At 71.1% G+C, this 24,850-nt stretch carries 27 protein-coding genes; 5 read left to right on the plus strand and 22 right to left on the minus strand.

The genetic code is table 11. From position 1 onward, the window contains the following. Nucleotides 1–259: 259 nt before the first annotated feature. The 13 genes from J2S44_RS15885 to J2S44_RS15945 all read right to left on the minus strand — a co-directional run bounded on the left by J2S44_RS15885 (nucleotide 260) and on the right by J2S44_RS15945 (nucleotide 10,237). Entirely contained in the window at nucleotides 260–1,840 is a 1,581-nt protein-coding gene (locus J2S44_RS15885) for a YfjI family protein (RefSeq protein ID WP_310414058.1), read from the minus strand. Nucleotides 1,841–1,844: 4 nt separating this feature from the next. After that, nucleotides 1,845–2,576 (minus strand): DNA cytosine methyltransferase, encoded by a 732-nt coding sequence (locus J2S44_RS15890; protein ID WP_310414060.1) that lies wholly within the window; start codon nucleotides 2,574–2,576, stop codon nucleotides 1,845–1,847. Beyond that, nucleotides 2,573–3,826 carry a bifunctional DNA primase/polymerase gene (locus tag J2S44_RS15895; protein ID WP_310414063.1) on the minus strand — a complete coding sequence of 418 codons (1,254 nt, stop codon included), beginning with the start codon at nucleotides 3,824–3,826 and terminating at the stop codon, nucleotides 2,573–2,575. The genes J2S44_RS15890 and J2S44_RS15895 overlap by 4 nt, the downstream gene beginning before the upstream one ends. Before the next feature lie 49 nt (nucleotides 3,827–3,875). Continuing rightward, nucleotides 3,876–4,157 carry a hypothetical protein gene (locus J2S44_RS15900; protein WP_310414066.1) on the minus strand — a complete coding sequence of 94 codons (282 nt, stop codon included), beginning with the start codon at nucleotides 4,155–4,157 and terminating at the stop codon, nucleotides 3,876–3,878. Nucleotide 4,158: 1 nt separating this feature from the next. Then, nucleotides 4,159–4,512, minus strand: a complete 354-nt coding sequence (locus J2S44_RS15905) for a hypothetical protein (protein WP_310414069.1) — start codon at nucleotides 4,510–4,512, stop codon at nucleotides 4,159–4,161. 161 nt (nucleotides 4,513–4,673) lie between these two features. After that, nucleotides 4,674–6,686, minus strand: coding sequence for a P-loop NTPase family protein (locus J2S44_RS15910; RefSeq protein ID WP_310414072.1), 2,013 nt, complete (start codon nucleotides 6,684–6,686; stop codon nucleotides 4,674–4,676). Continuing rightward, nucleotides 6,686–7,063, minus strand: coding sequence for a hypothetical protein (locus tag J2S44_RS15915; RefSeq protein ID WP_310414075.1), 378 nt, complete (start codon nucleotides 7,061–7,063; stop codon nucleotides 6,686–6,688). Before J2S44_RS15915 ends, J2S44_RS15910 begins: the two co-directional genes overlap by 1 nt. A gap of 20 nt (nucleotides 7,064–7,083) precedes the next feature. Next, complete coding sequence (locus tag J2S44_RS15920; RefSeq protein WP_310414077.1) at nucleotides 7,084–7,662, minus strand: hypothetical protein; 579 nt, start codon at nucleotides 7,660–7,662, stop codon at nucleotides 7,084–7,086. Next, entirely contained in the window at nucleotides 7,655–8,215 is a 561-nt protein-coding gene (locus J2S44_RS15925) for a hypothetical protein (protein ID WP_310414080.1), read from the minus strand. The genes J2S44_RS15920 and J2S44_RS15925 overlap by 8 nt, the downstream gene beginning before the upstream one ends. Further along, a complete protein-coding gene (locus J2S44_RS15930; protein ID WP_310414082.1) occupies nucleotides 8,208–8,519 on the minus strand; it encodes a hypothetical protein in 312 nt (103 codons plus the stop codon). The genes J2S44_RS15925 and J2S44_RS15930 overlap by 8 nt, the downstream gene beginning before the upstream one ends. Before the next feature lie 139 nt (nucleotides 8,520–8,658). Then, complete coding sequence (locus J2S44_RS15935; RefSeq protein WP_310414084.1) at nucleotides 8,659–9,765, minus strand: ABC transporter permease; 1,107 nt, start codon at nucleotides 9,763–9,765, stop codon at nucleotides 8,659–8,661. Then, a complete protein-coding gene (locus J2S44_RS15940; RefSeq protein WP_310414086.1) occupies nucleotides 9,762–10,004 on the minus strand; it encodes a hypothetical protein in 243 nt (80 codons plus the stop codon). Before J2S44_RS15940 ends, J2S44_RS15935 begins: the two co-directional genes overlap by 4 nt. Continuing rightward, nucleotides 10,004–10,237 carry a DUF6284 family protein gene (locus J2S44_RS15945; RefSeq protein WP_310414089.1) on the minus strand — a complete coding sequence of 78 codons (234 nt, stop codon included), beginning with the start codon at nucleotides 10,235–10,237 and terminating at the stop codon, nucleotides 10,004–10,006. The genes J2S44_RS15940 and J2S44_RS15945 overlap by 1 nt, the downstream gene beginning before the upstream one ends. Before the next feature lie 103 nt (nucleotides 10,238–10,340). Between J2S44_RS15945 and J2S44_RS15950 the strand changes: the two genes are divergently transcribed. The 4 genes from J2S44_RS15950 (at nucleotide 10,341) to J2S44_RS15965 (ending at nucleotide 14,269) form a co-directional block, all read left to right on the plus strand. Continuing rightward, the gene (locus J2S44_RS15950; RefSeq protein ID WP_310414092.1) at nucleotides 10,341–10,577 is read left to right on the plus strand and encodes a hypothetical protein; all 237 of its coding nucleotides are present in this window, start codon (nucleotides 10,341–10,343) and stop codon (nucleotides 10,575–10,577) included. A 187-nt stretch (nucleotides 10,578–10,764) separates the two neighbouring features. Further along, a complete protein-coding gene (locus J2S44_RS15955) occupies nucleotides 10,765–12,201 on the plus strand; it encodes a helix-turn-helix domain-containing protein (RefSeq protein ID WP_310414095.1) in 1,437 nt (478 codons plus the stop codon). A 13-nt stretch (nucleotides 12,202–12,214) separates the two neighbouring features. Further along, nucleotides 12,215–12,895: a RibD family protein gene (locus J2S44_RS15960; protein WP_310414098.1), complete on the plus strand. Its 681-nt coding sequence runs from the start codon at nucleotides 12,215–12,217 to the stop codon at nucleotides 12,893–12,895. A gap of 810 nt (nucleotides 12,896–13,705) precedes the next feature. Further along, entirely contained in the window at nucleotides 13,706–14,269 is a 564-nt protein-coding gene (locus J2S44_RS15965) for a Uma2 family endonuclease (RefSeq protein ID WP_310414100.1), read from the plus strand. 275 nt (nucleotides 14,270–14,544) lie between these two features. Here J2S44_RS15965 and J2S44_RS15970 read toward each other — a convergent pair whose 3' ends face one another. The 4 genes from J2S44_RS15970 to J2S44_RS15985 all read right to left on the minus strand — a co-directional run bounded on the left by J2S44_RS15970 (nucleotide 14,545) and on the right by J2S44_RS15985 (nucleotide 17,748). Next, nucleotides 14,545–15,336: an SMI1/KNR4 family protein gene (locus J2S44_RS15970; protein ID WP_310414103.1), complete on the minus strand. Its 792-nt coding sequence runs from the start codon at nucleotides 15,334–15,336 to the stop codon at nucleotides 14,545–14,547. A 172-nt stretch (nucleotides 15,337–15,508) separates the two neighbouring features. Continuing rightward, nucleotides 15,509–16,471 (minus strand): NADH-quinone oxidoreductase subunit NuoH, encoded by a 963-nt coding sequence (gene nuoH, locus J2S44_RS15975; protein ID WP_310414106.1) that lies wholly within the window; start codon nucleotides 16,469–16,471, stop codon nucleotides 15,509–15,511. After that, nucleotides 16,471–17,232, minus strand: coding sequence for an NADH-quinone oxidoreductase subunit C (locus J2S44_RS15980; protein ID WP_310414108.1), 762 nt, complete (start codon nucleotides 17,230–17,232; stop codon nucleotides 16,471–16,473). The genes nuoH and J2S44_RS15980 overlap by 1 nt, the downstream gene beginning before the upstream one ends. 33 nt (nucleotides 17,233–17,265) lie before the next feature. Next, complete coding sequence (locus J2S44_RS15985) at nucleotides 17,266–17,748, minus strand: GNAT family N-acetyltransferase (RefSeq protein WP_310414110.1); 483 nt, start codon at nucleotides 17,746–17,748, stop codon at nucleotides 17,266–17,268. A 44-nt stretch (nucleotides 17,749–17,792) separates the two neighbouring features. Here J2S44_RS15985 and J2S44_RS15990 point away from each other — a divergent pair, with 44 nt between their 5' ends. After that, complete coding sequence (locus tag J2S44_RS15990; RefSeq protein WP_310414113.1) at nucleotides 17,793–18,830, plus strand: glucose 1-dehydrogenase; 1,038 nt, start codon at nucleotides 17,793–17,795, stop codon at nucleotides 18,828–18,830. 12 nt (nucleotides 18,831–18,842) lie between these two features. Here J2S44_RS15990 and J2S44_RS15995 read toward each other — a convergent pair whose 3' ends face one another. From J2S44_RS15995 to J2S44_RS16015, 5 genes are all read right to left on the minus strand, one after another. Further along, nucleotides 18,843–20,141, minus strand: a complete 1,299-nt coding sequence (locus tag J2S44_RS15995; protein ID WP_310414117.1) for a DUF2252 domain-containing protein — start codon at nucleotides 20,139–20,141, stop codon at nucleotides 18,843–18,845. Nucleotides 20,142–20,234: 93 nt separating this feature from the next. Next, nucleotides 20,235–21,743 carry a carboxypeptidase regulatory-like domain-containing protein gene (locus tag J2S44_RS16000; RefSeq protein ID WP_310414120.1) on the minus strand — a complete coding sequence of 503 codons (1,509 nt, stop codon included), beginning with the start codon at nucleotides 21,741–21,743 and terminating at the stop codon, nucleotides 20,235–20,237. Nucleotides 21,744–21,811: 68 nt separating this feature from the next. Next, nucleotides 21,812–22,336 (minus strand): NADH-quinone oxidoreductase subunit B, encoded by a 525-nt coding sequence (locus J2S44_RS16005; RefSeq protein WP_310414123.1) that lies wholly within the window; start codon nucleotides 22,334–22,336, stop codon nucleotides 21,812–21,814. Between the two features lie 18 nt (nucleotides 22,337–22,354). Beyond that, nucleotides 22,355–23,203 carry a siderophore-interacting protein gene (locus J2S44_RS16010; RefSeq protein ID WP_310414126.1) on the minus strand — a complete coding sequence of 283 codons (849 nt, stop codon included), beginning with the start codon at nucleotides 23,201–23,203 and terminating at the stop codon, nucleotides 22,355–22,357. 181 nt (nucleotides 23,204–23,384) lie between these two features. Continuing rightward, nucleotides 23,385–24,839, minus strand: a complete 1,455-nt coding sequence (locus tag J2S44_RS16015; protein WP_374727851.1) for a pyridoxal phosphate-dependent decarboxylase family protein — start codon at nucleotides 24,837–24,839, stop codon at nucleotides 23,385–23,387. Nucleotides 24,840–24,850: the final 11 nt, after the last annotated feature.

The following is a 24,850-nucleotide window of genomic DNA, read 5'->3' on the forward strand; positions in this document are numbered from 1 at the left end:
CGCCGCGGAGCCAAGATCTGCCCATGCCCGGTATGGCTGCATGCACGAAACCGTCTCCGTGGCGCTGAGCGGGCCGCGTCCGATGCCGCTCCGGTGACGCGGACCGGAAAGGGCGGTGACACCGGTGACACGGTGACAATCGGCCGCAGTGCCGCCGTTGACGCAGGTCAGAGACGGTTTACATGTGTCACCGGGGGTGGTGACAAGGTGGTGACAAGTGGTGACAACGGCGTGGGGTGTCACCACTGTCACCGGGGTGTCACCGGGCACCGGTGACACCTGCATCCATGCTCTGACCTGCGGTGAAGGCGGTTTCGAGATCGTCTGTCACCGTGTCACCGGCTTCGAGCAGCTCCGCGGCGCGAGGGTGAAGCTCCCACCGGCCGTCGCGCTGCCGGACCCACCCGAGTTGCGCGAGGTTGTCGAGCGTGGCGGCCACCTCGGCCGCACTGCGGATCTGCCGGCGGACGCTGCGGTGCAGCTCCCGGACGGTGAAGGTGGTGACATCCTTCTCGATGAGGCGGGTGAGGACGTGGCGGGCCGGGCCGGTGGCCTTGTCGGCGGTGATCATGTCGCGGGCGGTCTGGTAGTGGGCGACGAAGAACTCGGCCAGCTTCACGGCGTCGGCCATGGTGCCGGCGTCGATCGGGTGCCGCCACGCGTCGTCCGGGCGGTGGGCGACGTGCAGCAGCCCGGCGAGCCGGATCGTGGTGCCGGCGAGCTTGTTCGCCCACTCCCGCACGTCGCGCAGCGCGCCACCGGGACGCAGGTGCCGCTCGATGTCGGCCGCGGCGGTCGCGCGGATGCGTGCCGCGTCGTCGGTGAGCGCGACTACGGCCGGATCGGACCACTCCGCCAGCGTCGCGGCGAGCCCATGGATCTTTTCGGCGTAGAGGTCGCGGACGGGCGTGGGGATCGGGTCGGGGTCGATCTCGCGGTAGCCGGCCAGCGATGCGGGGAGCACGAACAGGAACCGGGCGACCAGGCCGCGGCCGGCGAGGTCGTCGTTCCCGCCGAACTTGCGCAGCACGGACGGCTGGATCATGACGCCGACGGTCAGCGCGGGCCGGGGGATGAACTCGCCCTCCCGGTTGTGCCGGTCGACGCGGATCGGCCGGCCGACGTGCCCCTTCAGGTACGGATCGAGGTTCGGTGCCGAGCTGTACCGGCCGGCGAGCATGTCGAAGACCCCGCCCTCATCGGAGATCACGGCCATGCGTCCGCCGTTGTCGGCCATGAGGGAGATCAGTTTTTCCGGGGTGGCGTCGTCGGCGAACAGCCGCGGGAGCGCCGGGACGGTGATCGCTTCGGCGGCGAGGGCCGCGGCGACCGCTTCGGCGGTGGCGCCGTCGCGCTTGTCCGAGGTCGCTTTCGCCGCAACGGTCTTTGCGTGCTCGGCTTGCCGGCTGGCGATGTCCTTCAGGGCCGCGGCTTCCGCGACCGCGGCGCGGCTCTTGTCCGCGAGGGTCGCCTCGGCCGCTTCGAGCGGGTCGGTGAGCGCGCCGTGCACGGGGCTCTTGCGCTCGCCGGGCTCGGCGACGACGGCGAGGAACAGGTTCACCGGTTCCCGCCATCCTGGCCGGGCCTCCACGTCGAGTCGGCCGCCGGCGCATGCCGACAGCACCGCGAGCGCGACTCCGCCGGCCATCGCGGGGTCGGTCTGGGTGAAGCGGGCGGTCGCGGTCACCATGTCGCCGAGCCACGGCGGGAGCACGTCGACCGGGAACGGCGGCGGCGCCGTGCTGCTGGTCAGCGGAACCGGTAGATCCCATCCGCCGGTGAGCGGTGCGGGCTGGTCGGCCACGTTCGGGACGATCTGCAAGCGTGCGGGTGTGGTCATTAGGTCACCGACCCGCGCGCTGGTGGTGGTCGTGGACAATCCGGCCGATGTGTTCGGCGACGGCGGGGACGACGGCGTTGCCGAGTGCTGCAAGTCGGTCCATCCGGTCGGGAAGCCCATAAGCCACTCGATCCACTGCGGGTTCGGTCGGCCACCGATCAGGTCGGGCAGGTTCAGGCCGGTACGCGACCTCTCCCGACGTCGTGCCAGCCCGGCCGGGCTCAGCGCCCCGCGGGCCGAGTCGGCTCGTTTCGGTGTGGGCCAGGACGAACAGTCGGGCGCGTGGGTGTGGGGCGCCCACCTCGCAAGCGCGGATGACTCCGGCGGTGGCGGTGTAGCCGAGGTCCGCCAGGTCGGCCAGGACGCGTCCGAGTCCGCGGGTGCGGTGTCCGAGGACGTTCTCCCCGATGACGTATCGGGGTCGCAGGTCGTGGATGACGTCGGCCATGGCGGGCCACAGCCAGCGGGGGTCCTCGTCGCCGAGTCGTCGTCCGGCGAGGGACTCGCCTTGGCAGGGGTAGCCGCCGGCGACCACGTCGACTGCGGGTCGGGGGTGGGAGGTCCACCAGGCGGTGGTGGTGCGTACGTCGTCATGCTGGGGAACCTCCGGCCAGTGCTTGTGCAGGACGGCACGGCAGAACGGGTTGATCTCGACGTGGCCGACCACGCGCATCCCGGCGCGTTCCAGTCCGAGTGACATGCCGCCGATCCCGGCGAACAGCTCCAGCACGTTCACCGCGTCACGCCCTCGGCCCGGAACCCGCCGTCGATCGCGGCGCGGATCTCCCGATCGGTCTGCCCCGCCTCACGGCCTACGCCCACCAGCGCGGTCTCGGCGTCGGTGCTGGTGAGGCATCCGGCGGCGACCATCTTCGCCACGCCGCGGGCGACGCCGTAGAGGGTGGTGCGTCGGCGGCCCTCCGCGGCGGTGCGCACTCGGTCGAGCAGCGTGTTCAGGAGTCGGTCGGGGTAGGAGATGCCCCCCGCGCCGGCGAGCGCCACCGGTGTACTCGCCGGCGCGGTCGTGGGGAGGTCGTCGGGGTGTGGGTTGCGCAGGGTGCGGATGCCGGCGTGGTCGGCGAGGTTCGCGCATCCGGTGGCGCCGGGGGAGGCGTCGCGGATGAACGCCAGGCACAGGACGGGGCGGGTGGCGACCATTGCGGCGTTGCGGGCCGGTCCGGCGCGGCGGCCGGTGCTCCAGTCGGCCGGGTGTCGCTCGACCGTCACGTGGTGGTGCCGGCACCACGCGTCGGCGATCGCGTCCGCACCACGTGGGCAGGCCCCGTGCACGATGGTCAACGCCGGCCCGTGATCGCGCAGCAGCCGATCCAGCACGACGGTCACAGCCGCGGTATCGGTCCACGTCCGGGAGCCGGTGAGCAGCACCCGGAACGCTCGCGCGGCCGACGTCGGTACGCACGCGGCTGCCAGCGCGGGGGGCATCTCCTCCACCGGGCGCCCGTCGTCGGCCCACCGATAGGCGCGGCCGGTGCGCTGGTGGATCGAGGGCGGCAGCACCGCGTATCCGCCGTCCGCGCGCACGTCGAGGCCCGGCCCGAGCACGCTCTGGCTGCACGGGATCGGCCGGCCGGGGTGGGCGTAGTACAGGTGCATGCCACCGGAGCCGGTGAGCACCCGCGCGGTCGGCGGCAGCATCCCGGCCTGGATCAGCGCGGACATGCTGCGGATGCCGTCGTGGGCCGGGTCGACGTCGACCACGACCAGGCCGGAGGATGCGCCGGTGCGGACCGCGAGCTGACCTCGCGATACCGCGGCGACGATCTCGGCAACCCGGTCAGGGTCGCGGGTCGCGGCGTAGAAGCCGTGGCAGGTCAGGCACGGGCAGGACTCGCGGTCGTGGCGCGGGTCCGCCTCAGCGCTGGGACAGTCCGTGCAGTTGGCGACCGGGCGCTTGGACCGGCCGAGCATGAACACGGGCCAGCCGCGGTCGGCCGCGGCCAGCGCGGCGTCGAGCATGTTGGACATGAGAAGACCTCCCATGATCAGAGGTGGAAGGCGGCGCGGATGCGGGACATCAGGCACCCCGCTTCTGCCGTGCCGCGGTCAGGTCGAGCAGCGTCCCGCCGTCGGCCAGCGTTTCGGTGCCGCGTCGTGTGCGGGTCTTGGCCGTGATCGCGACGCTGTACCGCACGTACAGCCGGTACCGGCGTTCGTCGCATGCGCCGGCGAGCCGTCGCCGTGGTGAGCGGTAGAGCAGCCGGCCGGTCTCGCGCAACGCAGCGAGCGCTGCGTCCAGCTCGGTGGTGGTGCCGATGAGCCAGACCTCCAGCCCGATCGGCACCTCTCCGGCCGTCATCTCAGGCCACCCGCAGCCAGTACAGGATGCCCACGCCGACGCTCAGCAGCGCGAGCACGACCGGGACGGCCGGGTGTGGTGCGGGGCGCCAGCGCCGCCGCCGGTGGATGGTGGTGCCGATGTAGAGCACCCAGCTGGCCGCGGTGAGCGCGGCGGTGGCGAGGGCGAGGGTGGCGAGGCGGGGCAGCCAGACGGCGGAGAACCGCACCGCGAGCCAGACCGCGACGGCGAGTAGGGCGATCATCGTGACGGGGAAGACGAGTCGTTTGGTGATCTCGGCGGCGAGGAACCAGCGCCACATGCGGCGCCCGAACTCGTCGGCGGCGCCGCGGCGGGCTTGCCGGATCCAGTTCATAGGGGTGCTCACTCTCCGGTGATGTTCACGGACTTCACGGACTTCACGCTTCACGGACTTCACGAGGGGTCGCGCGCACGCGCACGCGCGCGTTAGGGGGCGTTTCCGGGTCCGCGCGTGAAGTGCGTGAAGTGCGTGAACACGCGCGGACCCGGGTGACGCTAGGTAGCCGCGCCGACGAGGGCGGGCTGTGGTGCGGGGTCGTCGAGGATGACGTAGACGCCGCGGTCGGCGGCCTTGCGCAGCAGCGGCCCGCGGTCCGGCTCGCAGAACTCACCGAGGATCTTCGTGATCGTCGGCGGCCGGAGGCCTTCCTCGCCGATGACCTCGACGACCTGAGCGAACGACGACGGCTTGATCTGCCGGACGCCGGCGTCGCGGTGCTGGACGATGGCCTGCCGCATGATCTCCCGGATCTGCAGCGGGGTGAATCGCTGGTCGGTCTCCGGCTCGATCGTCAGGTCGATGCGGCGCCGGTTCGGCACGGTCAACGGTATGCGCGGGTCCGGGTCCGGCTCGCACTCCGGGTCGATCGGCAGCGGCGGGCACTCCGGATCGTCGTCGTCATCGTCGTCGGCGACCTCGCCCGGTTCTCCGGCCGGGACCGGCGCCGCGGGCTCGCCGGCGTCGCGCGAGGTGTCGGGCTGGTCGGCGGTCGCGACGTACTCACCGATCGCGGTCAGGTAGGCGACCAGTTCACCGATCACCGCGTCCCGATCCGGTTTGAACGTGCGGGCGGGAAGCGACCAGTCGTCGGGGTCGGTGCCGGGGATCTCCGCGTAGAGGGCGCCGGGCTTGCTGTTCTTCCAGCCCGGGTCCGCGCCGGAGGCGATGGTCTCTTCCGACAGCACGCGGGCGCCCTCGGCGGCGTCCTTGACGCCCATGCAGATCGCGCCGCCGGTCGTCGACCGCACCGAGGTCGGCATACGGTCGCCGGTGGCGCGCTGGACGCCGAGCAGCATGAAGATGCCGACCGAACGGATCGACTCCGCCAGTTCCACCAGGTCCTCTTCGGCCTCGATGATGAACTTCGACGCCTCATCGACGATGACGACCTTGAACTTCGGGCACTGCGGGCATCCGGCGGTCCACTGCTCGTGGCCGTGCGCGCCCATCTGGTCCGCGCGGCGGCTGACGTCGGGGATCAGGTTGGCGAGGTAGTCCTCGGCCTCGCCGGTGTCGGTGATCATGAGGTGCATGGAGTTGCGGAACGGTGCCGGGAGCTGCTTGCCCTTGCGGGCGTCGATGTAGACAACCTCGGCGTCCCGGCGCGAGCGGGCCTCGGCCGCGAGGAACAGCTGGAACTCGGTCTTGCCGGACCCGGACTGGCCGAGCAGGATCAGCACGCCGACCGCGTTGCGGCCGGCGGCGGGGTCGCCGGGCAGCAGCAGCGGCAGCGGCTTGCCGGTCTGGTAGACCGCGAGCCGGATCGGGTCGGCGATCGACCCGCCCACCGCGGACAGGCCGGGCCAGGCCGGCGGGTTGTCGAGCATGTCCACCGGGGAGACCTCGATTCGGCCGGTACGCGGGCTGTTGCGGTTGGCGACCATCCGCACGCCGCCCGCGGGCACGTCCAGCGCGGACGCGATCGCGGTACGGACCTCGGGCTTGGCGAGCGCGCCGAAGTCGGCGCCGGGGACCATCGCGGTGTCGGTGACGATCCGGCCGTCCATCACTCGCGGCCGGGTGGTCGCGCCGATGTCCTGCAGTTCCTTGACCCGCTCGCCGAGTTCACCGAACAGGCCCGTCCGGGCGTCGTCTCCGTTGCCGCGCATCAGCTTCGTCAGCGCCAGCAGCACCGACGCGCACGCCATGACGATCAGGTAGACCATCACCGAGTCACGCGTCCAGCCGCGGAACGTCAGCACGAACAGGCCCACGCACGACCCGGACGACATCAGCAGCGACGCGAACCGCAGCTCGATCTTGCGTGCCCGGCCGACCGCCCACGTCGTGGCCACGATCGCCGCGGCACAGACCAGAATCAGACCGGACCGCCACGCGGTCTGCCACGTGTCCGCGTCGGCGTAGGCGCCCCAGACCAGCGACAGCACACCCGACAAGATCAGGTTCGCGACCGCGGCGACCGGCGGGATCACGTACGCCCACAGGTTGTTCTGCATCTCCGACGCGGCCCCGCGGGCGACGTTGAGGGAGTAGGTGCGGCGGCCCATCAGGCGGCCCGCCGGCCGTTGGGGCTCGGACGGCGACGCTGGCGGATCTCGAAGTCCGACCGGCCCGCGTCCTCATCGTCGAGCGCGACCACGAACGCCTCGAACCGGTTCTTGCACACCTTCGCGTACCCGGCCACGGCGAGCATCGCGTCCGCGGACCGCGAGATCGGCAGCGACACGACCTTGCCCCAGAACCGGGCACGGAACGCACCGACACCGTGCCGCTTCGCGTACCGGACAATCTTTGCCTTCACCAGCCCGGACAGTTCGTCCAGCTCGTCATGCCCGGCGATCCCGACCTGCCGGATCCCCTCCAGCATCATGATCAGTTCCTCGTCGTCGCGGATCTGGTCGAAGTTGAACAGTCGATCAGCCATGATCAGTCTCCTTTCGCAGGTCAGAGGATGTGGTGGGAGAACAGACCGTTGCGGCGGACCTCGATCACGCCCTCGCGCAGGTACCGGCCTGCCTTCGGCGTGAGTCGCAGCGGGAGCTTCGGCGGGAGCTTGCGGAACGCTGCCAGCGGCACGCCCTCGGCGCCGGCGGTGATCAGGTCGACCTCGGCCATCTCGATCAGCGCCTTGTCGTCGACATCCGCGAGCTGCTTGACCTGCCGGACCTGCGCGAGCGGACTCGACCGGCGGTGCTCGCGCAGCAGCCGCAGCACCTTGTTCCAGGGCTGCGCGACCTTCGCCATACCGCCCGGGGTCAGGTACATGACCCCGAACTGCGTGATCCGGATCGGCGCCCGGTCGACCAGCTCGGACCACAGGAACGGCATGTCACCGGCCTCGGTCGGCAGCCAGTACTGCACCCAGCCCCGCTCCTCCAGGGTCGCGAGGTCGTCGAAGTCCAGCGGCTGGCACTCGTTGAGGATCGTGACGATCCGCCGGCGCTGACCGGCGATCTCCATGTCGCGCATCCAGTTCAGCGCCCGCCACAGCGGGCTCGGCGTCGCGAAAAAGCTCTCAGACATAGCGATCGGCTCCCTCGATCGCGCCCTCGGGCAGGTACATCTCGGACTTCTTGGTGACCCGCAACGGCATGTCCGCGGGCAGGCGCCGGAACGCGGTCAGCGGCACCGGGTGGATGCCGGCGATCAGGTCGAGCCCGGCCATCTCCGTCAGCGTCGCGTTGTCCACGTCCGCGGACCTCATCACCGCCTTGACCCGGGTCAGCGGGCTGCGCTGGATCTTGAACGGGTGCAGCACCCGCAGCACCCGGTTGAACGGGTGCCGGAGCTTCTTCTCCGCCGCCGGTGTCCCGGCGAGCCGCGCGAACGGCAGCTGGGCGAGGGCTGCGGCCCGGTAGCGCAGGTTGGCCAGCTCGAACGGCATCTCATCGGCCCCGGTGGGCAGCCAGTAGTGCACCCACCCGCGGTCTTCGAGCGCCTGGAGGTCATCGAGATCGAGCCACTGCGTGTCGACGGCCGCCGCGATCGTGGGCCGCACGCCACGGGCCTGCGTGTCGTGCATCCAGTTCAGCGCCCGCCACAACTCGCGTCGCGTGGCCAGGAAGCTCTCAGCCATGGGTCCGGGACTCCTCTCGGGTGAGGGTCTGCATCTCGATCGGGGACAGCAGCCGGCGGCGCCAGCGCAGCAGGAACCGGTTGCGGACCGGGATCGCCCGGTGCCGCTCGATGTGGACGTCGATCGCGCCGGCCGGGTACATCCGGCGGCAGTGCAGGCATAGCGACCTGTCCACGCCGTCCGGGAGGGTGTCGGTGCCACCGCGGCGGGTCAGCGGGAGCGGGCGGCGCGGGATCAGGGGCAGCGGGAGCCGGCGGGTGCGTGGGGCGTTGGCGATGCGTGGCGCCACGAGTGGGGATGACACGATGTGGGTCTCCTCAGATCGGCCGTTTCGGCTGGATCGGATGGGGAGGGCCGGAGCGTGGCCGTTCAGGTTGCGAGCCAGGGAAGGCCACGCTCCGGGACCGTGTGGTGCGTGAGCGGCGGCGCTGCCGCTCACCGGGTCAGTGCTCATCGGTGCTGTGCAGCAGGTGCGCGAGCGCGGCGCCCATGCCGAGCACGGCCACGGGCAAACAGGCCACCGCGGCGGTGATCGGCCACGGCGCGGTCTCCCAGCCCCACGAGGCCATCAGGTGGTAGGCGACCTGGCCGAGCCCGCCGACCGCGAGCGACGCCAGCGCCGACCACTTCGCGAACCGGCGCGCGGCCGCGGTGCGTGCGACGCCGGACAGCCAGGCCCACAGCGCGTACGCGGCGTAGGTCTCCACGCCGATCGGGAGCGTGATCGCGGTGTTCAGGTGGAAGTCGTCCACGATCCCCGGAAGCGGCTGCACGACCCCGAACCCGGACATCTGCCCGAGTTCCACCCACCCGGACCAGATCGCGACGAACGCCGGCAGGCACAGGATCAGCACCGGCCACACCACCGGCCGCCGCGCCGCAACCGCCGGCACCGGACTGGCGGGCGCGACGTCGGACACCGGGGCCGCCTGGTCGACGGCCGGGGCGGCACCGGCGGAAATGCCGGGCTGATCGACCATCGGCGCGTCGGTGAAGTCGTTCGTGTCCGTCCCGCCGATCGGCGCGAACTCGCCCGGTCCGGGCTGCGTCATGACCTCGGGAGCGGCCACGTCGGCATCAGCCGGTTCGCCCGCCGGACCCGCGTTGGCCGTCTCGCTCTCGGTGCGGGCGGGCGGGGCTACCGCAGCAGGCTGCGCGGTCGGGACAGAAGCCTCATCGGCAGCGTCACCGGTCTCCGTGTTGGCGAGATCCGGCACGGCCGACAGGCGGCGCGGGGACGGCGCGGCGGGCAGCTCAGCCGGGGCGGAAGCCTCGCCGCGGACCAGCCTCAGCAGTGAAGCTCGGACCGCCTCACGGTGCTCCGGGGCGAGGTCGCCACTGGTGAACATGCCGCCCACGACATCCCAGTTGACCCGCGCCAGCGCCGTACGCACGTCACCGGCCCGGTCGGAACCGACCCGCAACGCGGTCTTCAGCCGGTCCCGCGACGGCAGCCCACCCAGCTCGATCGCCACGTCGAGCGCGGCAGGCAGATACGGCAGCACCTTCGCCGGAACGACGAACTCCTCCACCACTGCGGGGCTGCTCATGCCGCCACCTCCGGCAGCGCCATGCCGGCGTCGACCAGGTGGCCGCGGTGACGGAGCGCCAGCTTGACCGCGCTGGGCACGTACAGCCGCGGGGTGCGGCCGGTGTCGAAGCAGTCGCCGCACAGCGTCATGCAGACCACGCCGACCGCCGTCTCGGCCTCGTACACGTCCAGCTCAAAGTCCCCGTCACACGCGTCGCACTCACGGGCGACCGGGCAGGGCAGCGTGAACTCGTCCATTAGGCCACCGCCCGCAGAGAAGCGGTACGGGGACGCAGCGCCACAACCACCGCGCGAGACGCGCGGGCCTCTACGCGCCGCGCCCGGCGCCAGTAGTTGTCGACCGGCGTCACGCCGAGCGCGCGGATCTCCGCGTCCAGCTCGGCAAGGTCCGCCTCGATCTCCGGCCACTCGGCGTCGATCGACGCGAGGTCTTCGGGGGACGGCTCTGGGCCGACCTCTTCCAGCTCCACGGCTTCTCCTTGATGTTGCGCGCATTTGTTGCGCTTTGCTGTTGCGCAACACGGTAGCGAAACGCAACCGGGTTGCGCAAGGGGGTTGCGATAACCTGGGAACATGGCTGATGAGCGGGACGCGCTAACCGCTGCAACTAGGCAGTACGAGCAGACCGAGGTGGCTCATGAGAGCGCCCGGCAGCAGGCGATTCAGGCTGTCCTAGACGCCCTGCGCGTTGGCATTGGCCCGGCCGAGGTGGAGCGTCTGTCGCCCTTCAGCGGCGCCTACATCCGAAAGCTCGCACGTGAGAACGGCATCCCCGCGGCGCCGCCGGGACCCAAGCGAACGAGCGCGTAACCGATCTTCGGCTTCTTCGTGGCTGTGGTGGAACATCATCGGCCTCCAATGAGTGCCGCCAATCGCGGGATCTTCACACCCGGCATCGATCAGGCACACTGAGAGCATCCGCCGCGTGTGGCGCGCGAGACGAGGCCGTGATGTGGCCGGGCCGACTTGGCCATGTCGGCCCGGCGAGGGAGTGAGCATGGGGCAGCCGCGGAAGATGTTGAGGCCGGACAGGTCCGCCCGTGACCTGTGGGGAGCGGAACTCCGTGCCTTGCGCGACCGGCATGGGCTGTCTCTCGCAGAGCTGGCGTCCCGGATCTACTACGACGCATCTCACCTGGGAAAGTTCGAGCGCGCGGAGCGGAAGCCACCACGGGGGATCGCTGAGGCGTGCGATCAAGTCCTCGGCGGGACCGGTGTGCTCGTGCGGCTTTGGGACGCCATGCAGGCCGCGAGCCGGCATGAGGCCACGCCCGGAAACGCGGCCAACCCGCCGAGGCATGAGGCCAATCTAGGGGCCGATGAGGCGGGTTTGATCTCTGGCCTAGCGATCGGCACCAGCGCGGCGGCAGCATCGGGGGACGAGGCCGTTTCCCTGCCGGTGCTGCTTGACGGAAAGGTCGTCTACGTGTCCGTAACTCGTCGCGCCCTGCTGAAGCTGACTGGGGCGTCAGCCGCCCTCGCCGTGCCCGCGCTTGGTGCGCCGACTCCTGCACTCGGCGCACCAGTTGCACCTGCTCCAGACGCGAACCCGATTGAGCACTTGACCGCGGTGCGGCGGGTGCTCATCGACAATGACAACCTCTTCGGACCGCGAGCTGTCATCCCCGCCGTCCAGCACCAGATCGGAGTCATGGGGCACCTACGCGACCAGCTCGCTGGCGTGGACCGGCGTAACCTCACCCAGTTGCGAGCGCAGTTCGCCGAGTTTGCGTCGTGGCTGCACCAGGATGCGGGGGACTTCACCCAGGCCCAGTTCTGGCTCGATCGGGCGCTGGAATGGGCATACGCCGGAACCGATCATGACCTGGCCGCGTACGTCTTCGCGCGAAAGGCGCAGCTCGCCGGCGACATGGGCGACCCGATGCAGGCGATCGACATGGGTCAGGCCGCAGAGGACATGGCACGGCCAGGGACTCGGCTGGCGGCGATCGCAGCCGTATACACCGCGCACGGACACGCCCTGCGCAACGACTCGGATGCTGCGGATCGGGCCTACGAGCGGGCGCGTGTGCTGGTAGCCCGCGGGGACTTCGACCCGGCCTCGACGTGGGGCATATGGCTGGATCAGGCGTACATCAGCGTGCACCAGGCGCGCAGTCTCCATGCGCTCGGGCAGCATGAGGGCGCGGCGGCTGGCTTCGCCACCGCGATCACCAACACGCCGGCTGGCTACCACCGCGACCGAGGTGTCTACCTGGCGCGTCAGGCAGCCGCGCACCGTGGCGCCAGGCAGCCCGAGCAGGCCGCGGGCATCGGCATGCAGGCGCTCGCCGTAGGCGCGGCCACCCAGTCCGCGCGCATCCTGACCGAGCTGGCGACCCTCGATGTCGATCTGATGAGCCGGTGGCCCTCGGTGCCCGAGGTTGCCGCCTTCCACCAGGCGCTGACCAGCGCCGTTCCATCCGCCGCCTGACCCTGGAGACCAGATGAGCCGCCCGTACGTGCTGTTGAGCGTCGCCACCTCAATCGACAGCCGGATTGACGATGCCAGCACTGATCGACTCCTACTGTCCAACGCCGAGGACTTCGACCGGGTGGACCAGGTGCGCGCCGAGTCTGACGCCATCCTGATCGGCGCGGGCACGATGCGGGCGGACAACCCCCGCCTGCTGGTCAACAGTGAGGCTCGGCGTGCCGCGCGGGTGGCTGCCGGGAAGCCAGCCTTCCCTCTGAAGGTCACCATCACCGCGAGCGGCGACATCGATCCTGGCCTGAAGTTCTGGCACCACGGCGGAGACAAGATCGCGTACACGACCGATGCAGGCGCGGAGAAGCTGCGCGAGCGCCTGGACGGCCTGGCTGAGGTGGTGTCGCTCGGCGAGACGATCGACCTCGGACGGCTGCTTGATGACTTGGGCGCGCGAGGGATCGAGCGCCTGATGGTGGAGGGCGGCAGCTCCGTGCACACCGCGTTCCTGTCCGCGGGCCTGGCCGATGAGCTTCATCTGGCAGTCGCGCCTTTGATCGTCGGAGATGCGGCGGCACCGCCTTTCCTGCGGCCAGCGGCATACCCGGGCGGATCAACGCGGCGCATGCAGCTCGCCGAGGTGCGCGCCGTGGGGGACGTGGCGCTGTTGCGATACCTGCCGAAGGAAGGCGCCGCGTAGCTAGGCAGGCCACCTGCCGCCCCCATACCTCCCCCAGCGAGCACGTACAGAGGTGTTCTTGCAGGTAAATACGGGGGTAGGAGGGGGACTGTAAATCCGTCGCGAAAGCTACAGAGGTTCGAATCCTCTACCCGCCACCAGGCAGAGTGAAAGCCCCGATCAGCGGAAACGCCGATCGGGGCTTTCCCCGTTCTTTCCGGCTGATACCAGCCGCGTACGGCCGTCCACGGGTAGTGGTGGGCAGGTCGATCATGCTGTTCCCGCCGGTCGCGGCCCCGCTTGTGGCCACCGACGCACCCATCCGTCTGAGCGTCCCGTCTGCCGTCGACCCACCCGACAGGGAGCTGTGGGGAACGCTCTTCATCCGCCGGCTCGAATGGCTCGAAAGAAGCCCGTCGAGACGCGACGGCGCCTTGACGCCTACCAAGAGTTCAGCCGCCAGGTCTGGGACGTCGGTACCTCCCTTCAGGCGGTTAAGGCGCTCGCACCCGTCTCAGGGCAGCTTCCCGGAGGTGTCGCGTGGCACCCGACCAAGATCCTGATGCCCCGGCTGTCACGGTGAACCCGATGAGCTGGGTCCGTCGGGCCACGTTCTGGTGGAGCGGCCACCGCGGGACGCCACTTCGACCAGCGGCCGACCGCGGGCAGATCGCGGGCAAGGGCAGGCGGGACGTCGATGGCTGACTCGGTGCCAACGCCATCAGTTGTGGGAAGCCGAACGATGCTGTGTTCAGCAGGTGCGATTCTCCCTCCGGCCTGCGTATCGTGGACGGCGAGACGACCAGTTGAGTGGGGTGGAGGTGTGGCCGCATGAGCGTGGCTGTCATCGGGCACGTCGGTCCCTGGAGTGAGACCGAGTACCTGGCCCTCGGCGAGACGCTGGATCGAATCGAATTGATCGATGGGAGCCTGTTGGTGAGCCCGGCCCCGAGCAAGCGCCACCAGCACGTCTCTCGCCGTCTGGCTGCCGCGCTGGAGGATGCCGCCACTCCTGCGGACCTCTGGGTCTTCGAGGCCGTCAACCTCCGTCTGCGTGGCGACCGGATCGTCATCCCGGACCTGGTGGTCGCGGACACCGATGACGAGGGAGTCGTGGTCGAGGCCGGCGAGACGGTCTTGGTCGGCGAAGTGGTCTCACCGGGTAACGCCGCCGCCGATCGCCTGGTCAAGATGCAGCTCTACGCCGCGGCCGGCATCCCTTGGTATCTCCTGGTCGAGCAGGCTCAGGATGACGTGGCGTTGCGTCTGCTCCGGCTGGAGGGCGCACATTACGTCGAGCACGCCGTGGCGGAGTATGGCGAGACCCTCACGGCGAGCGAGCCGTTCGCCATGTCGATCGATACGAGCGCGCTTCTGTCGCGTACCCGGCGATAGCGCCGTACGGGCTCTGCCCCGCCGTGGGCAGATCGTGGGCAGTTCGGTTGGCAGGCCTCGTAGCTCGGATGAAATGCCAGGTAGACGGGCTGCTGGGCGCGCATCCGTGACGCCCTGTAAATCCGTCGCAAAGCTACCGAGATTCGCATCCGCTACCCGCCACCACAAGGCATAACGGCCTCTTACCAGCGGCAACGCGGGTGAGAGGCCGTTCTCGTGGTGGCGCGGGATTTCGATCGGATGCGTGCCAATGGTGCGGCCCGAACGGGATGGCGTCACTCGTCGAAGCTGAACTCGAACTCGCCGCTCTCGATGCGGTCGATGAGTTGGTGGACGTCGTCAGCCTGTGGGATTCCGGTCTCCCAGCCGGCGCTGGTGATGTCGATCAGCAGCACCGGTGCGGGGTCTTTCCGCAGGTCCAGCGCCAGTTGCTCGCGGGAACCGTCGCCGCCGATGATCGCGATGCCGGTGTGTGCGCCGGTGGCCTCGTCCCATGCCTCGTGCAGGCCGAGCATCTCGCGCGGCGTGTTGAGCCATACGTATGCTCCGCTCGTCAGCCATCCCCGCCGGAACCAGGACTCGCCTTGCAGATAGCGTCGCCATGCCTGCGGTAGGGGCCGGCCGAGGGCCTGCTCGGCTTCGGTGAACTCGGCGTCGGTGAGCGGGCCCCGATAGTCGGCCTCCTCCCTGATCGCGCCGATGATGTGGGCGTTGAGTTCGGCGCAGTCGCTTGCCGGGATCCGATACTCGAGCTCGTCGTGGCGAGTGTCGTGGAATGCCTCGTAGCGATCCAGGAATGCCCGGAGGACGTCGAACTGGATCACGTATCCCATGCCCTCGGCGGGCACGGTCCGCTCGCGACACATCCGCACGGCACGCTGACGATCAGGTCCGGCGGAGAAGACCGGCTGATCCGGGAGCCGCACCGGCCAGGCGCGCCATCCTGACGAAGCGACGAAGTCCAGTTCGGCCTGGCCGACAGACCGCCACAGAGTGATCGTGTCCACGTCGCCGGCATTCGACCGCTCCGCAACCAGCGCATCAGCGCTCCGGGCGTGGTCGGTCATCCCGCCATTCTCGCGCAGACGACTCCGGTCCGGTCGCCACGGGTTCTCGCGCCGGGCGGTCGGGGGTCTGGTGACGCGGGGCCGGCAGGGAGGCCGCCTGCGGCCGACCGGTGCCCGCGGGAGCACTGGGAGCTGGGCACGCCGGAAGTGGGAAAGGGAATGTGGTTCGTCGTCAGAGTGCCAGGCGGACTGCGGCGGTCAGGACCAGCTGGGCCAGGGCGACCGGGACGAGGATGAGCCAGCAGAGGCGTTGGAGCTGGTCCTCGCGGAGGCGGGGGTAGGAGACGCGGAGCCAGATGATGAGGAAGGCGACCGCGAAGATCTTGATGAGGGTCCAGAGCCAGCCGAGGGTGTCGTCGGCGAACGGGCCGCGCCAGCCGCCGAGGAAGAGGACGGTGGTGAGCGCGGAGATGACGACGATGCCGACGTATTCGGCGAGCAGGAAGAAGGCGAAGCGGAGGCCGGTGTATTCGGTCATGTAGCCGAAGACCAGTTCGGAGTCGGCGATCGGCATGTCGAACGGTGGGCGGCGGATCTCGGCGAGCGCGGCGATGAAGAAGACGGCGAGCGCGGGGGCCTGCCAGAGCAGCCACCACGGGTGCCAGGCCTCGACGATGCCGGGGAGGGACAGCGTGCCGGCGGCCATCGCGACGCTGGCCGCGGCCAGGACCAGCGGCAGTTCGTAGCCGAGCAGTTGTGCGGCGCCGCGGAGGCCGCCGAGCAGGGAGTACTTGTTCGCGGAGGCCCAGGCGGACATCAGGACGGCGACCACGCCGACGCCGACCACGGCGAGGACGAAGAAGAGGCCGATGTCGAGCGGCTGGGCGACCAGGTCGCCGGGGCCGAGCGGGATGACCAGCAGGACCAGCAGGTACGGGACGAGCGCGACCAGCGGGGCGAGCTTGAAGACGGGGGCGTCGGCGGCGCGCGGGGTGATGTCCTCCTTCTGCACGAACTTGACGCCGTCCGCGACGAGCTGGGCCCAGCCGTGGAACGCGCCGGCGTACATCGGGCCGAGGCGACCCTGCATGTGCGCCATCACCTTGTGTTCGACCTGGCCGACGATGAGCGGCAGGGTGAGGAACGCGACCACCACGGCGGCGATCCGGATCAGCAGTTCCACCCAGAGCGGCATCAGGCACCGGTCCCGTCGGTGTCCGGGCGCGGGGCCTGCTCCGAGACGGGCGGCGGTTCCGGCACCGGCATGGTCCCGGGCACCTCGGCGGCCGGGCGCGCAGGGCGATCGGCGCGGTCGGGGCGGGCGGGACGGTCGGGACGGGCGGGACGGTCGGGACGGGGCGGTCGGGACGGAAGCTGGCCGGCCTGTGGTCCCCACTCGTTCGGGTCGGGGACGCCCGGCGGCCGCATCGGCGCGCGTTTGCCGCCGCCGGCCGCGGCCTCGCCCGGTTCCTTCGCGCCCGGCCACGGCTTGGCCACCCGGGAGGCCAGCACGAAGTCCTTGCGGAGCGGATGCCCCTCGAACTCCGGCGGCAGCAGCAGCGGTTTCAGGTCGTGGTGCCCGGTGAACCCGATCCCGAACATCTCGAACGTCTCCCGCTCGTGCCACGCCGCGCCGGGGTAGAGCCCGACGATCGACTCGAGCTCCGGCGCGTCCCGCGGCACCCGGGTGCGGATCAGCACGCCGTCGCGGCGGCGGGTCGACCACAGGTGCGCCACGACCGCGAACCCACCGTCGAGTTCGTCCACCGCGGACAACCAGTCGAAGAAGTCACAGCCCAGTCCGGCCGGGGAGCGGGCCGCCCGGCACGCGGCCCACCAGCGCGCGGGCGGCACGTCCACGGTGGCCCGCGCGAACGCGTCCCCGCCGGCCGAGACCGAGGCCTCGGCGTCGCTGAGCTGGCTGACCAGACGGGTGCCGACCTCTTCGGGCGTCATAGGAACAGATCCTAGGGACATCGAGGGTACGTGTCAGAGCCTCAGCGACCAGGTTTCTTCCACGAGGTCGTGCCCGTGCGCCCGGACCGGCACCGCATCGTCCATCGTGAATCCCGCTCGGGTGTAGATCCGGCGGGCCGCCGTCATCGCGTCGTACGTGCCGAGCACCATCCGGGTGTATCCGGCCGCCCGCGCGAACCGGACGCACTCGGCGACCAGCCGGCCGCCCACGCCGAGCCCGCGCGCGGACGCCTCCACCAGCAGCACGCGCAGCTTGGCGGTGGTGTCGTCGTGCCGAACGCACATGATCGACCCGACCGGCTCGCCGTCCGCGTCCGCGATCCAGACGGCCTCGCGCGCGGGGTCGTGCGCGGTGGCGAACCCGGCGACGATCCGCGCCACCCACGCCTCGAACGTCACGTCGAAGCCGTGCTCGGCCGCGTAGACCGCGCCGTGCCGCTGCACGATCCAGCCGAACTCGCCGGGGCGCGGCGCCCGGAGCGTGACGGTGGCCATGAGACCGAAGAATAGAGTGCGGCCGCGGGGGAACATCGGTGGACATGCGGGGACTGACCATCACGCCGGGGACGGCCGGATCACTGCGGCTCGCCGAGGATCTGCCGGAGCCGCCGGACGACGAGGGCCAGGTGCTGGTCGAGGCGGTCGCGGTCGGTGTCTGCGGCACCGACCGGGAGATCATCGACGGCGACTACGGCGAGGCGCCCGGCGACGGGGAGCTGGTGATCGGGCACGAGTCGCTGGGCCGGGTGCTGGCGGATCCGACCGGCACGTTCGAGGCCGGTGACCTGGTCGCCGGCATCGTCCGCCACCCCGACCCGGTCCCGTGCCCGAACTGCGCGGCCGGCGAGTGGGACATGTGCCGCAACGGCCGCTACACGGAGCACGGCATCAAGGGCCGGCACGGGTTCGCGCGCGAGCGTTACCGGCTGGAGCCGGACTTCGCGGTCAGGTTGGAGCCCGGGCTCGGGCTGGCCGGTGTGCTGCTGGAGCCGGCGAGCGTGCTGGCGAAGGCGTGGGAGCACATCGAGCGGATCGGCGCGCGGTCGGTCTGGCGGCCGGAGACCGTGCTGGTCACCGGCGCCGGGCCGATCGGGTTGCTGGCCGCGCTGCTCGGCACCCAGCGTGGACTGGACGTGCACGTGCTCGACCACAACACCGAGGGGCACAAGCCGGCGCTGGCCCGCGAGCTGGGTGTCACGTACCACCCGGAGCCGGTCGGTGAGATCGACTTCGAGCCGGACGTGATCATCGAGTGCACCGCGGTGCCGTCGATCGTGCTGGACGTGATGGCGAAGGTCGGCCCGAACGGCATGGCGTGCCTGACCGGCGTCTCCGATCCGGGCCGGCGCAACCAGGTGGACGCGGGCGCGCTCAACCGCCAGCTGGTCCTGGAGAACAACGTGGTGTTCGGCACCGTGAACGCGAACCGGCGGCACTGGGAGGCCGCGGCGGACGCGCTGGCCCGCGCGGACCGCTCCTGGCTGACCGGGCTGATCACCAAGCGGGTGCCGGTCGCGTCGTTCGAGGACGCCTACGGCGACAACAAGGGCGAGGTCAAGATCGCGGTGGAGTTCTAGGCCTGGGCGCGGCTAGAGGCCCGGCAGCCGGCCGTTGCGGAAGAGGTCGACGAACTGCTGGTGGTCCGCGCGGGCCCGGTCGCCGTAGACGTGGGCGAACTCGACCAGGTGCCGGACGAAGCCGGTCTCGTCCCGGTCGACCTCGGCCACGATCTCCTCCTCGGTGGAGAAGTCGACCAGGTCGTGGGCGGACTCGTCGTCCGCGACCGAGTGCATGCGGGCCACCGCGCGCCCGAGGTCCGCGACCACGCCGGTCAGCTCCTCGCGCTCGTTGACGTCGGACCAGTCCAGGTCCGCCGCGTACGGGGAGACCTCGGCGACCAGCTGGCCGACGCCGTCGATCTCGGTGTAGCCGAGCCACGGGTCCGCGTGCGCCTGCAGGGCCCGCTGCGACTCGGACGTACGGTGGCCCTGGTGCTTGAAGTAGCCGTGCACGGCCTGGTCGCCGATGTGCCGCGCGACCGCCGGGACCTGCGCCTGCTTCATGTAGATGACCACGTCGTTCTCCAGCGCCTGGGTGTGCCCCTCCAGCAGGATGTTGTACGACGGAAGCCCGGCCGACCCGATGCCCACGCCCTTGCGCAGCACGATGTCCTTGATGTGCGCCTCCACCGGGCGCCGGCTCGGCAGCGTGCCCAGGTAACGCTGGAACGCCGCGGTCACGGTCTCCCGCGCCGCGTCGTCGATCTCGTAGACGCCGTCCGCGAGCGTGAACCGCCGCTCGTAGTTGTCGATCGTGGTCTGCGCGGCCAGCAGGTCCACCCGCGTGTTGAGCCGGGCCTGCTGCAGCACCTTGAGCAGCACGCCGTCCGCGTTCGCCAGCGTGATCGAGCCGATCGCGTCGTCGCCGCCGCGCGCGATCGCCCGGAGCTCCGTCAGGTACGCCCGGGCGAACGCGGTGACCAGCTCGCCGATCACGTCGTCGGACAGCGCCTTGGCGTACCCGATCAGCGCGACGCTGGCCGCGAAGCGCTTGAGGTCCCAGGAGAACGGGCCCACGTACGCCTCGTCGAAGTCGTTGACGTTGAAGACCAGCTCGCCGGAGCCGTTCATGTACGTCCCGAAGTTCTCCGCGTGCAGGTCGCCGTGGATCCACACCCGGCTGGTCCGCGCGTTCAGGAACCGGTCGTCCGCGAAGTCACCGGTCATGTCCGCGTAGAACAGGGCCGCGCTGCCCCGGTAGAACGCGAACGGTGACGCCGCCATTTTCCGGAACTTCCGGCGGAACGCGGCCGGGTCCACCGCGATCAGCTCCCCGAACTCCCGCATGAGCACGTCGACGATGTGCACGGCACGCTGATCGCTTCCCATGGTCGCGAGGCTAGCCCCGCGACGCCAACGACAGGCGGTTATGCGGCGAATCGGGCCGGGCGGCGCCGCCACCGCCCGGCCCGGGGCCGTCGGTCAGGGACGGGTGCCGCAGTGCGTCGCGATGTCCAGCGCGATCGCCGTGGTACCGCCCGCGGTGACCGCGACCGGGCCGTGCCAGCAGTCGAAGCCGTCGCCCGAGACGTGCACGAGGACGTCCTCGGTGTGCAGTGCGCCGAGCGTCGCCGCGCCGTCATAGATGTATCCGTGGGCCGCGTGGTCACCGGTGACCGCGTTGCGGACCTCGGCGTGCCCCCAGGCCACCGGTGCACCGTCGCCGCCGGTCACCTCGATGGTCAGCACGCCGCCCTCCGGCACGGACGCGTCGGCCGTCGCGGTGCCGCCCGCGGTGACCGCGACCGGGGTGGCGGCGAACCGGTCGGCGGTGCCACCGGACCGCTGCCAGGCCCGGGTGACCGAGACGAACTCCAGCGGCCACTCGTAGGGCCCGAGGGTGGACAGCGTGTAGCGGCCGGTGGCGTCGGTGCAGTGCCGGCCGCCGGACCCCAGGCCGGCGTTCCGCCCGACCGCGTAGGGGTAGACGCACGTGCCCTGCGCCGGCTGACCGGTGGCGGCGCTGGTCACGACGCCGGTAACGGTGCCGGGCCGGTCCATCCGGATCTCCGGCAGCACCACCGTCTGCTTCTCCGCCGGGGTCACGATCAGCGCCTCGCGCTGGTCGCCGGTGCCGCCGTCCGCGGTCATCCACTGGTCGCCGTAGTTCGGCTGTGCCGTGGGCCGCGGGAGCTCCCAGGCGTACAGCTGCACGGGGATCGGCTCGGCGAGCGGGCCGATGCGCAGCACGCCCGACTCGTCCGAGCAGGCGCTGCCGAGTGGGCTGTAGGTCCGGGTGTAGTGCATCCCGCCCGCGGCCGGATCGGCGACCGAGACACAGATGTTCGCCAGCGGGGCGCCGGTCTCCGCGTCGACCGCGGTGGTCTGTATCCCGGAACCGCGGCGCAACTCCGCGGTCAGGGCCGTCTCCATGCCCCGGGTGATCGTCACCCGCCGGTCGGAGTCGGGCTCCAGCGGGAAGTAGTCGGGCGCGGCGGTGACCGCGTACAGCCAGGTGCCGGGTTGCATGTCGTCCAGCGTCACGACCCCGTTCGTGCCGCAGCGCCACCCGGCCTGGTAGGTGTGCACCTGGACGCACGGGCGCGGAACCGGCGCCCCGGTCTCGGCGTCGACGACGGTCACGCGGACCGCGCCGCCCGGGAGCCACTCCTCGTCCACCGTGAGCGTCTGACCGCCGGCCACGGTGAACACGGTCGCGGCCGCCCTGTCCTCCGCGCCCGGCACCCACTGGAAGCCGCGCGAGTTGTCGTAGATGGAGATCCGATAGTCACCGGCCGGCACGCCCTCGATGCGGTAGCGGCCGTCGCCGAGATCCCAGGTGTAGGCGGTCGCCGACCAGCCGCCGCTCACGGCTTCGGCGGTGACATGGGCGTCGGCGGGCGCGCCGTGCCGATCGGTGATGCGGCCCTCGACGGTGCCGGTGGGGGCCTCCGCCGACGCGGGCACGGGTGACAGGACAAGCAACGCCATCGCAGTAAGTGACGCCAAAGTGACACGAGGCAATCCCATGCCGCGAATCCTAAGTGGACGGCACAAGCTCAGGACGGCGGCGGGACGATCGGGGCGGTGAGGGCGCGGGGGTCGGGGCGGGAGACGCCGCCGAGGCCGGACTCCTCCGCGGCGATCTTCTCCTGGAGGCGGAGGATGCCGTGCAGGAGCGCCTCGGGGCGGGGCGGGCAGCCGGGGACGTAGACGTCGACCGGGATGAGCTGGTCGACGCCCTTGGTGACGGAGTAGGAGTCCCAGTACGGGCCGCCGCAGTTGGCGCAGGAGCCGAACGAGATGACGTACTTCGGCTCGGGCATCTGGTCGTAGAGGCGCTTGATGGCCGGCGCCATCTTGTCCGTCACGGTGCCGGAGACGACCATCAGGTCGGCCTGCCGCGGGCTGTGCGCGAACGGGATGACGCCGAGCCGCATGAAGTCGTGCCGGCCCATGCTGGCCGCGATGAACTCGATCGCGCAGCAGGCCAGGCCGAAGTTGAACACCCAGAGTGAGTAGCGCCGCCCCCAGTTCAGCACGAACTTGATGGGCTCGCCGAGGACCTGCGGGAAACCGGTCACCCAGGCACTCTAACCCCGTTATCGGGCGACGAGCGCGGCTTCTTCCTCCTCGACCCGCCGGTTCCACTCCGCCTTGGACGACTGCCAGCCGTCCTCGTCCGCGCCGCGGCGCCAGTAACCCGAGATGGAGAGCCGGTCCATGGGCACACCGAGCTCAAGCTTGAGAAGCCGGCGGAACTCCTTCACGAAGGTCGCCTCGCCGTGCACGAACGCCTGCAGGTCGCCGGCGGGGAACGCCGGGACGGCCGCGCGCACGGTCTCGACCAGCCGCGCGCCGACGGCGGCGTCACCGCGGTGCACCCAGATGATCTCGGCGAGCCCGTCGGTGTCCAGCTTCTGCTCCTCCTCGGGCCCGCTGACCTCGATGAACACGCGGGCCTGGGCGCCGAGCGGCAGACGCTCCAGCGACGCGCCGATGGCCGGCAGCGCGCTCTCGTCACCGATCAGCAGGTGCCAGCCGGCGGCCGGGTCGGGCAGGTAGGCGCCGCCGGGGCCCATCATGGTGAGGGTGTCGCCGGGACGCGCACGGTCGGCCCACGGGCCGGCGATGCCCTCGTCGCCGTGGTGCACGAAGTCGATCGCCAACTCCAGCGTGGCCGGGTTCCAGGAGCGCACCGTGTAGGTCCGGATGCGGGGCCAGACCTCACGGGGCATGTCGCGGCGGACCGCGGCCATGTCGAGCGGGTCCGGGTAGTCGACGCCGTCCTGCGGGAAGCACAGCTTCACGTAGTGGTCGGAGAACTCACCCGCACCGAATCCGGCCAGCTCGTCGCCGGTGAGCCAGACGCGGATCATGTGCGGTGTGATCCGCTCGGTGCGGGTCACGATCGCGGTCCGCGCCTGCGGCGTGCGCCGGGGCTCAGGCATGCCAGGCCTCCCGAATCGAAGAATTGAACTAAGGCTAGCCTAACCACAACCCGCCCTTTGTGCGCCAGCCCTCCGATGCCGCAATTTTCTGTGACGTGCGTTCCCATCCTGGCAATGCGAGAAGACCCTGGCCGGAGCAGGGTTCCCGGGCGGAACCGCAATACACCTCACAACAACAAGATCAATTCTCCGGCGGTACGGCCGGGCGCTGCAGCAAACTCAGGAATTCGATCAGAAACTGTTCCCGGAGTCGCGGTGGCGCCAGGTTCAGCAGCGCGTTCACCGTCGCCCCGGGCGCTCCCCCACCGGTCACGCCGAGCGACTCGGCCAGGCCGGCCACCAACTCCGGCGTGAGCGTCTCCGGCGTCAGCGCGGCCACCGTCGCGGCCAGGCCGGCCGGCAGCACCACCGGGCCGTGCGCGCGGGCCGCCGCGGCCGCCTCGGCGAGCGCGGGCCCGAACTCGGCGGCGACCGGCGCGACCGCCGCGGTGACCGTCAGGTGCAGCGTCGGCGGGACGTCCCCGTACGCCAGCTGGGGCTGGGTATGCCAGCCGCGCGCGGTCAGCTCGTCCGCCAGCACGAACACGTCCAGACCGGGATCGTCCGACGTCAGGCAGACCACGGTGGTCTCCGGCTGGACCAGCGGACGCAGGCCGTCGACGGCCCGGACCGCCTCGGCCAGCGTGCGGACGGCGCCGAGCGTGCGGGCGGCCAGCCGGCGGTAACCGGACTCGCCGAGGTAGCGCAGCGTGGCGTACGCGGCCGCGATCGGGCCACCGGACCGGGTGGAGGCGAGGCCGGCGTTCAGCATCGTGTAGCCGGGCCAGTCCGCGGACGCGAAGTACTGCGGGCGGCGCAGCGCCGCGTCCGCGTGCAGAAGCACGGACACGCCCTTCGGCGCGTACGCGTACTTGTGCAGGTCCACCGAGATCGATGTGACACCGGCCACGGAGAGGTCGAACGGCGGGACCGGCAGCCCGAGCCGGCGCAGGTAGGGCAGCGTCCAGCCGCCGAAGCAGGCGTCCACGTGGCACCGGACGCCGGCCGCCGCGGCGAGCGCGGCCACCTGCCCGACCGGGTCGATCACGCCGTGCGCGTAGGACGGCGCCGAGCACGCCACCAGGACCGTGTCCGGGCTCATCGCCCTCGTCATGGCGGCCGGGTCGGCGCGCAGCGTGACCGGGTCGACCGGAACCCGGTCCACCGCCACCCGCAGCAGGTGCGCGGCCTTCAGGAACGCGGCGTGCGCGGTCTCCGGGATCACCAGCCGGGGGTGCGCGATGTCCGGCCGGGCATCCCGGGCCGCCTGCACGGCCAGGATCAGCGACTCGGTGCCGCCGCCGGTGACCGTGCCGACCGTGGCCGGGCCGCCGCCGAGCAGCCGGGCGGCGGCGCCGACCAGCGCGTTCTCCATGGCCAGCAGCGACGGGAACGCGGTCGGGTCGAGCCCGTTGACGTGCGCCGCGAGCGCGTGCGCGCTCGCGGTCAGCGCGTCCAGGCCGTCGACCGCGGGGTCGTAGACGTACGCGAACAGCCGCCCGCCGTGGGTCGGCAGGTCGCCCGCGCGCAGCGCACCCAGCTCGGCCAGGATCGTCTCGGCCGGGACTCCGTCCTCCGGCAGCGCATCACCCAACACGAGATCAGCTT

This window comes from Catenuloplanes niger, from assembly GCF_031458255.1.
Classification (GTDB): Bacteria; Actinomycetota; Actinomycetes; order Mycobacteriales; family Micromonosporaceae; genus Catenuloplanes; species Catenuloplanes niger.

What these genes read in the sequence shown, in the direction of transcription:
- J2S44_RS15885 (WP_310414058.1), bottom strand. Translation starts at nt 1,840, where the DNA reads ATGACCACACCCGCACGCTTGCAGATCGTCCCGAACGTGGCCGACCAG.
- J2S44_RS15895 (WP_310414063.1), bottom strand. Translation starts at nt 3,826, where the DNA reads ATGTCCAACATGCTCGACGCCGCGCTGGCCGCGGCCGACCGCGGCTGG.
- J2S44_RS15900 (WP_310414066.1), bottom strand. Translation starts at nt 4,157, where the DNA reads ATGACGGCCGGAGAGGTGCCGATCGGGCTGGAGGTCTGGCTCATCGGC.
- J2S44_RS15905 (WP_310414069.1), bottom strand. Translation starts at nt 4,512, where the DNA reads ATGAACTGGATCCGGCAAGCCCGCCGCGGCGCCGCCGACGAGTTCGGG.
- J2S44_RS15910 (WP_310414072.1), bottom strand. Translation starts at nt 6,686, where the DNA reads ATGGGCCGCCGCACCTACTCCCTCAACGTCGCCCGCGGGGCCGCGTCG.
- J2S44_RS15915 (WP_310414075.1), bottom strand. Translation starts at nt 7,063, where the DNA reads ATGGCTGATCGACTGTTCAACTTCGACCAGATCCGCGACGACGAGGAA.
- J2S44_RS15920 (WP_310414077.1), bottom strand. Translation starts at nt 7,662, where the DNA reads ATGTCTGAGAGCTTTTTCGCGACGCCGAGCCCGCTGTGGCGGGCGCTG.
- J2S44_RS15925 (WP_310414080.1), bottom strand. Translation starts at nt 8,215, where the DNA reads ATGGCTGAGAGCTTCCTGGCCACGCGACGCGAGTTGTGGCGGGCGCTG.
- J2S44_RS15935 (WP_310414084.1), bottom strand. Translation starts at nt 9,765, where the DNA reads ATGAGCAGCCCCGCAGTGGTGGAGGAGTTCGTCGTTCCGGCGAAGGTG.
- J2S44_RS15940 (WP_310414086.1), bottom strand. Translation starts at nt 10,004, where the DNA reads ATGGACGAGTTCACGCTGCCCTGCCCGGTCGCCCGTGAGTGCGACGCG.
- J2S44_RS15950 (WP_310414092.1), top strand. Translation starts at nt 10,341, where the DNA reads ATGGCTGATGAGCGGGACGCGCTAACCGCTGCAACTAGGCAGTACGAG.
- J2S44_RS15955 (WP_310414095.1), top strand. Translation starts at nt 10,765, where the DNA reads ATGGGGCAGCCGCGGAAGATGTTGAGGCCGGACAGGTCCGCCCGTGAC.
- J2S44_RS15960 (WP_310414098.1), top strand. Translation starts at nt 12,215, where the DNA reads ATGAGCCGCCCGTACGTGCTGTTGAGCGTCGCCACCTCAATCGACAGC.
- J2S44_RS15965 (WP_310414100.1), top strand. Translation starts at nt 13,706, where the DNA reads ATGAGCGTGGCTGTCATCGGGCACGTCGGTCCCTGGAGTGAGACCGAG.
- J2S44_RS15970 (WP_310414103.1), bottom strand. Translation starts at nt 15,336, where the DNA reads ATGACCGACCACGCCCGGAGCGCTGATGCGCTGGTTGCGGAGCGGTCG.
- nuoH (WP_310414106.1), bottom strand. Translation starts at nt 16,471, where the DNA reads ATGCCGCTCTGGGTGGAACTGCTGATCCGGATCGCCGCCGTGGTGGTC.
- J2S44_RS15980 (WP_310414108.1), bottom strand. Translation starts at nt 17,232, where the DNA reads ATGACGCCCGAAGAGGTCGGCACCCGTCTGGTCAGCCAGCTCAGCGAC.
- J2S44_RS15985 (WP_310414110.1), bottom strand. Translation starts at nt 17,748, where the DNA reads ATGGCCACCGTCACGCTCCGGGCGCCGCGCCCCGGCGAGTTCGGCTGG.
- J2S44_RS15990 (WP_310414113.1), top strand. Translation starts at nt 17,793, where the DNA reads ATGCGGGGACTGACCATCACGCCGGGGACGGCCGGATCACTGCGGCTC.
- J2S44_RS15995 (WP_310414117.1), bottom strand. Translation starts at nt 20,141, where the DNA reads ATGGGAAGCGATCAGCGTGCCGTGCACATCGTCGACGTGCTCATGCGG.
- J2S44_RS16000 (WP_310414120.1), bottom strand. Translation starts at nt 21,743, where the DNA reads ATGGCGTTGCTTGTCCTGTCACCCGTGCCCGCGTCGGCGGAGGCCCCC.
- J2S44_RS16010 (WP_310414126.1), bottom strand. Translation starts at nt 23,203, where the DNA reads ATGCCTGAGCCCCGGCGCACGCCGCAGGCGCGGACCGCGATCGTGACC.